Source organism: Geobacter argillaceus (genome assembly GCF_007830735.1).
GTDB classification, from domain to species: domain Bacteria; phylum Desulfobacterota; class Desulfuromonadia; order Geobacterales; family DSM-12255; genus Geomobilibacter; species Geomobilibacter argillaceus.
Window position 1 is genome coordinate 1 of record NZ_VLLN01000055.1, and the last position, 5629, is coordinate 5629.

Here is a 5629-nt window from a genome sequence, read left to right on the forward strand (position 1 = left end):
CTGGCAGGGACCTTAAGCGGGGGCCAGCAGCAGATGGTCGCCATCGCGCGGGCCTTAATGGGGCAGCCGAAGATCATGCTTACGGACGAACCGTCGCTGGGGCTCGCCCCGATGATCGTCGAACAGGTATGCAAGGTCCTGGTGGAGCTGAACAAACAGAAAGGTCTCACGGTACTGTTGGTGGAGCAGAACGCGCTGGTGGCGCTTGAGATGTCGAACCGTGCCTACGTGCTGGAAGGCGGGCGGACCATCCTGGAGGGAGCCGGTGTTGAGCTTCTGAACAACGACAAGGTCCGCGAGGGGTATCTCGGGGTCTGAAGCAAATGCGGTCTTGGTGATGCCTGACGCCGGGGGAGATGAGATGAATATTTCGGGAGTTGCGGCGATTGTGACGGGCGGAGGTTCAGGGCTTGGTGCTGCTGCAGCCAGGGCACTGGCACGGGAGGGCGCAAAGGTTGCCATCCTGGATGCGAACATGGCCGGCGCCACGTCGGTAGCCGAAGAGACTGGCGGTTTTGCCGCTTATTGCGACGTGTCGGACCCGGTCGGCGCCAGGGGAGCTCTGGCGTTGGCCGCCGAGCACAACGGTCTGCCCCGTATCCTGGTTAACTGCGCCGGCATTACGATCGGACGGGTTTCCCTGGTGGGCGACGAAGCCGATGCACGCTTTAAAGCATTTGAACGGGTAATCCGCATCAATCTCAATGGCACACTCAACATGCTCAGCCTTGTTGCGGAGCAGATGACGGAACTTGAGCCGCTGGCGCAGGGTGAGCGGGGGCTTGCCATCATGACCGCATCGGTTGCAGCGTACGATGGCCAGATCGGCATGTGCGGTTATTCGGCATCCAAGGGGGGAGTGGTCTCCCTTACCCTTCCCGCCGCCCGGGAGCTTGCAGAATACGGCATCCGGGTAAACAGTGTTGCTCCCGGCTATTTCGATACCCCCATGATAGGAGGTCTCCCCGAGTATGTCCGCGCAGGCGTCGCTTCCAATTTCGTGTTCCCCAGACGATTCGGTACGACCGAGGAATATGGGCAACTTGTGGTGCATATTGCCGAGAACAGCATGTTGAATGGGGAAACGATCAGGCTCGATGGTGGGATGCGATTTCCACCAACCTTTAATACGGGAGGTCCGCATGTCAGCTGAACGAATCCTGGTGACCGGGGCGAGCCGGGGAATAGGGCGCGCAATATGCTTACGTCTGGCAGCCTCAGGGGCGAATATTGCCGCCTGCGGGTCGTCACATGCAGGTGAGCTGGAAGGACTGGTCGGGGAGCTCCGTGGTCTGGGTGTCAAGGCGTTTCCGCTGTTGGGAGATCTGTCCGATCCGGCGGTTCCTGCTCGACTCGTGAACGAGGCAGCGGAGGCCCTGGGAGGGCTCGACGGCGTGGTGAGCAATGCCGGCATCGCCCGCCCGGGGATGCTTGATACTCTTGCTGTAGCCGACTGGGACCTCATCTTTTCGGTTAATGTGCGCGCACCCTGGCAGCTCGCGGTGGCGGCCCATCCCTGGTTGAAACGGGAAGGGGGTGCCTTCGTCTCCGTCGCCTCCATGTCGGGCGTGCAGCCGTATTCGGGCATGGGCGCCTATAGCCCGAGCAAGTCAGCCCTTATCATGCTGATCCGACAGCTCGCCCAGGAGTGGGCACCGGAAGGGATCCGGGTCAACTGTGTCTCGCCCGGCCTGGTGCGGACCCCTCTGACCCAGTCAATCTATGACTCGCCCGAGGCCAAGGCGGCGAGGGAGGCGCTGATTCCGATGCACCGCATTGCCGAAGCGGATGCCGACATGGCGGGGATTGTCGCCTTTCTGTTGAGCCGTGATGCCGGCTTCATCACCGGCCAGAACATCCTTGCCGACGGCGGCCTGCTCGACTCCATTCATACCCATATCGTCGGTCGTCCCCGTTCGGGGAGTTGAGGTCACCATGATTGACATCCGGCCAAATCCCCGCGCAGGGAGCGCTTTCCGGTGCCCGCGCAGCGAAAGGACGTTGTCATGAAAGTACTTGTCACCGGCGGCAGCGGTTTTATCGGTGCCTGGATCGTGCGGCGCCTGTTGCAAAAAGGGATTGACGTGCGGGTCTTCGATATCAGTTCAAACCGGACGATCATGCGGGAGATTGTCGGCCAACAGGCTGACGAACTGGATTGGCACGTAGGTGATGTGAGCAGGATGCCCGATCTGTCACTGGCGGCGGAAGGTTGTCAGGCCGCCGTACATCTTGCCGGAGTTCTGTTGCCGGCCTGCCGGGACAATCCCGTCAGAGGCGCAGAGATAAACCTGATCGGGACGTTGAACCTGTTTGAGGTCGGCATCCGCAACGGTTTTGAAAAGGTGGTCTATTCCAGCACGGCCGGTGTCTTCGGCCCTGAAGATGGACAGGTGCCGCGGCCGGTGACCCATTACGGCGCCCTCAAACTCGCCACCGAGGGGGCGGCACGGGCGTATTGGGAAGATCATGGTTTCCCGTCGGTTGGCTTTCGACCGTTTGTCATCTATGGTCCGGGCCGTGAGACCGGCCTGTCCGCCGGGCCTTCGCTTGCCTGCCGCGCCGCGGCACGGGGAGAAGCCTATACCGTACCGTATACCGGCATTGCCGGGTATGTCTATGTGGACGATGTCGCCGCAGCCTTTGAGGCCGCACTGCTGACAAACGTACCGGGGGCCAATGTCTTCAACCTCGTCGGTGAGGTTGCATCTGTCGATGACGTGATAACCGCGATCAAGCGCCTGGTGCCGGAGGCTGTCCTGACGGCCGGGGGCGCACCTCTGCCGATTGCCAGCAAGATAGCGGCAGACGATCTCCATGAACTGTTTGCCGGCCTGCCGCGAACAGCACTGGCGGACGGTATAGGGGCGACGATCGAACATTATCGCGCGTCTGGCAAGGAGCTCCAAAGCGGCTGATTCAGCGAAGGTGCGCGGAAATTACCTGACAGCAAAGGGTAACAGCAGTCCCTGTTTCGGTAATAGGTGTTATTTGTAGCGTATGGTTGGCTGGTCAGTCAATGGAGCGGTGTGGCTCGTGTTAGTCGTGACGTCCGCAGACCGTTACTGTGGTCCGATTGGTATTCGAGAATTTCGCGTTCTTGATCGCCCCCGGTCAGAACGGTGAGTTATTCATTAGAGGAGGTAACTCGCCCCGGCTGGCCGGTTGATGAGTAAGTGACGTGTCAGTGTTTTTGTGGTTGTGTTTGAGTAAAACATTTTTATATTGACAAACAATGTATACATGTGTAGACACATATAAAACAGTTGGTCTGTACGTCTATTCTGGTAGGCATTATGCCTGCGGTCGTGTTGTGTCTCAAGATTGGGCCAGTCGTTTTGATCTTGTTCGTGCTTCGTTCAGCCGCACTCGACAAGGAGTGCCGTATATATTGCTGGGCTTCAATTCCCAAGAAACGGAGGTGGCAAACGTATTTTGGTTACCACGCAGGACACAACTTTTGATGGTCATCAACAACGCAAGGGGAAAACTATGAACAGAAGAATGAAGCTGTCGGCAATCGCTGTTTTCTCGACGCTGACCGTAGCCAGTGCGGTACCGGCCGTAGCGCTGGAGAACGAGTTTCACGGGATGTTCCGGCTGAGGGGGATTGCCTCCAATTTTGATGATGGCTTCGGTGGTTCCCAATTCAGCGCGGATGCGACGAAGCCCGGATCGCTCAACAAGAAGAATCCCGGGTCCAACGCCTTTGTCGAGCAGCGTGCCCGCATCTTGTATACCGCAAAGGTGGACGACGAACTGAAGCTGATAACCCATTTCGAGATCGACTCCCGATGGGGGGACAACTCATACAACTCCAACAATACGACACGCAACAATGGTGGGGCCATAGGCGCCGATCAGGTAAACCTGGAAACAAAGAACGTTTATGTGGACTATTCTCCTACTTCAACGATCAACACGAAGCTGGGTCTTCAGTTCTGGAATCTGGGCTACAAGGGAATCATCCTGAACGATGACCAAGCCGGCCTGGTCGTGAACGCCAAGGTGGGGGACGGCTCGCTCGGGTTTGCCTATTTCCGGCTGGATGACGCACTGGGTACCGGGGGGAGTTATATCGCCAACGGTAGCGGTAGCCCGACCACAACCGCCACCGGCGCAACGTCCGTCGTCAACCCCACGCCGGGCAACCGGACCCGCGATTTTCTCACCATGGGGGGCAAGTACAGCATCACCAAGGACTTCACGGTCGGCGCGGATTACGTTCTCCTTTACAGTGACATCCTGCGCAACAGTCAGGGGCGCACGAATATCCATATGCTCGGGGCGAACGCCGAATGCGTGATGGGGCCGGCAATGATCGACGGCTTTGTCGTGTATCAGCTCGGGCAGCTCGGCCGGTCCGGCGTAGCGGGCAATAGCCAGAGAGTCAGTGCCTTTGCCGCAAACCTGGGGGGCAAGGTGAAGACCGGCCCCGGCATTGCGCGGGCAAACTTTCTCTATATCTCCGGCGACGACAATCCGAACAGCGGTACCCGTAACGACTTCCAGACCATCATGGAACGGGGCGCAACGACGAACGCCCATGGCTTCACCGCATCCGAGATGGTCCTGATGCTGGACAACAAGTATAATCATACTGCGGCCCAGGCGGTCGTGAAGGATCTGAACAACAACGCCCAGGGCCTGATTGGCGGTTTCCTCGGCTATGACCTGACCATTGACAAGTTCTTCGTCTATTCCAACCTCGGTTTCGGTGCCGCGGCCGAGGACAACGGGTATGGGCCTGCGCCTCACAAGAGTAACTTCCTCGGCACCGAGATCAATGCCGAGATCGGCTACAAACTGAAGCCGAATATGTCCGTCAGCTTTGTCGGTGCCTACATGCTTCTCGGGGATTACTTCAAGGGACAGGCCGTCGATGTAGCCGGTGCAGATCCGGAGAATCCGTACACCGCCAGAGTAATGGTCAACCTGGCGTTCTGACAGAACACATGGCTGGCGTTTCCGAGCGAAGCATCAAGCAGCACTATCCCAGGAATGGAGGTTACCCATGAAAAAGATAGCAGTAGTGGTCATGACGGCATTCATGATCTCCGCAACCATGCCGGCTTTGGCCCAGATGAGCAAGGAGGAGAAAGACCAGTGCCTGCTCGCGTCCAAGAGCTGTCTGACTGAAGTGGACAGCATTCAGAAGCGGATAAAGAAGATTCAGACCGAGATCCGCAAGGGTAAAAAGGTCTACTCGGCCGAAGAATTGAAGAAGCTGCAGGAGAAGCTGAAAGAGGCGGGTGAAATACTGGAGACCCTTGAGAGTGGCGGCAGCAACTAGTACCACTTAACATTTAATATTTCGTTTAATTGCGGTATATGGCATACTGGCGTAACTCATTCAAGGAGGCCACCATGTCGCCAAGATACCGAGTAACACTTACCGAGCAGGAGCGTAAAGATCTTGAAGCCTTAACCAAGCGTGGAAAGACCCACGCAAGGCGGTTTGTCCACGCCCGTGCCTTGTTGCTTTCTGATGCCGGTGATAATGGTCCAGGCTGGAGTGTTGCTGATACTGCAGAGGCACTTGGTGTGAGTAGTCGGACAATTGAACACCTGAAGAAGCGTTTTGTAGAAGATGGCCTCGAAGCTGCACTTGAGCGGAAACAGCGGGAGA

Annotated in this window: 7 protein-coding genes; all 7 read left to right on the forward strand. The window is 57.7% G+C overall.

All coding sequences use genetic code 11. From position 1 onward, the window contains the following. Positions 1-318 (forward strand): ATP-binding cassette domain-containing protein (locus tag JN12_RS20165; protein WP_145026229.1); only part of this gene is annotated, 318 nt, incomplete at its 5' end. 43 nt (positions 319-361) lie between these two features. Next, positions 362-1153: an SDR family NAD(P)-dependent oxidoreductase gene (locus JN12_RS20170; protein ID WP_145026305.1), complete on the forward strand. Its 792-nt coding sequence runs from the start codon at positions 362-364 to the stop codon at positions 1151-1153. Beyond that, positions 1143-1928, forward strand: a complete 786-nt coding sequence (locus JN12_RS20175) for an SDR family NAD(P)-dependent oxidoreductase (RefSeq protein ID WP_145026308.1) — start codon at positions 1143-1145, stop codon at positions 1926-1928. Before JN12_RS20170 ends, JN12_RS20175 begins: the two co-directional genes overlap by 11 nt. Before the next feature lie 78 nt (positions 1929-2006). Further along, entirely contained in the window at positions 2007-2918 is a 912-nt protein-coding gene (locus JN12_RS20180; RefSeq protein ID WP_145026311.1) for an NAD-dependent epimerase/dehydratase family protein, read from the forward strand. Between the two features lie 574 nt (positions 2919-3492). Continuing rightward, complete coding sequence (locus tag JN12_RS20185) at positions 3493-4947, forward strand: histidine kinase (protein ID WP_145026314.1); 1455 nt, start codon at positions 3493-3495, stop codon at positions 4945-4947. Positions 4948-5014: 67 nt separating this feature from the next. Next, positions 5015-5293: a hypothetical protein gene (locus JN12_RS20190; protein ID WP_145026317.1), complete on the forward strand. Its 279-nt coding sequence runs from the start codon at positions 5015-5017 to the stop codon at positions 5291-5293. 74 nt (positions 5294-5367) lie between these two features. Further along, positions 5368-5629 (forward strand): helix-turn-helix domain-containing protein (locus tag JN12_RS20195; protein ID WP_170242072.1); only part of this gene is annotated, 262 nt, incomplete at its 3' end.

Coding starts and splice junctions, on each gene's coding strand:
- JN12_RS20190 (WP_145026317.1), top strand. CDS start 5,015: ATGAAAAAGATAGCAGTAGTGGTCATGACGGCATTCATGATCTCCGCA.
- JN12_RS20170 (WP_145026305.1), top strand. CDS start 362: ATGAATATTTCGGGAGTTGCGGCGATTGTGACGGGCGGAGGTTCAGGG.
- JN12_RS20185 (WP_145026314.1), top strand. CDS start 3,493: ATGAACAGAAGAATGAAGCTGTCGGCAATCGCTGTTTTCTCGACGCTG.
- JN12_RS20180 (WP_145026311.1), top strand. CDS start 2,007: ATGAAAGTACTTGTCACCGGCGGCAGCGGTTTTATCGGTGCCTGGATC.
- JN12_RS20175 (WP_145026308.1), top strand. CDS start 1,143: ATGTCAGCTGAACGAATCCTGGTGACCGGGGCGAGCCGGGGAATAGGG.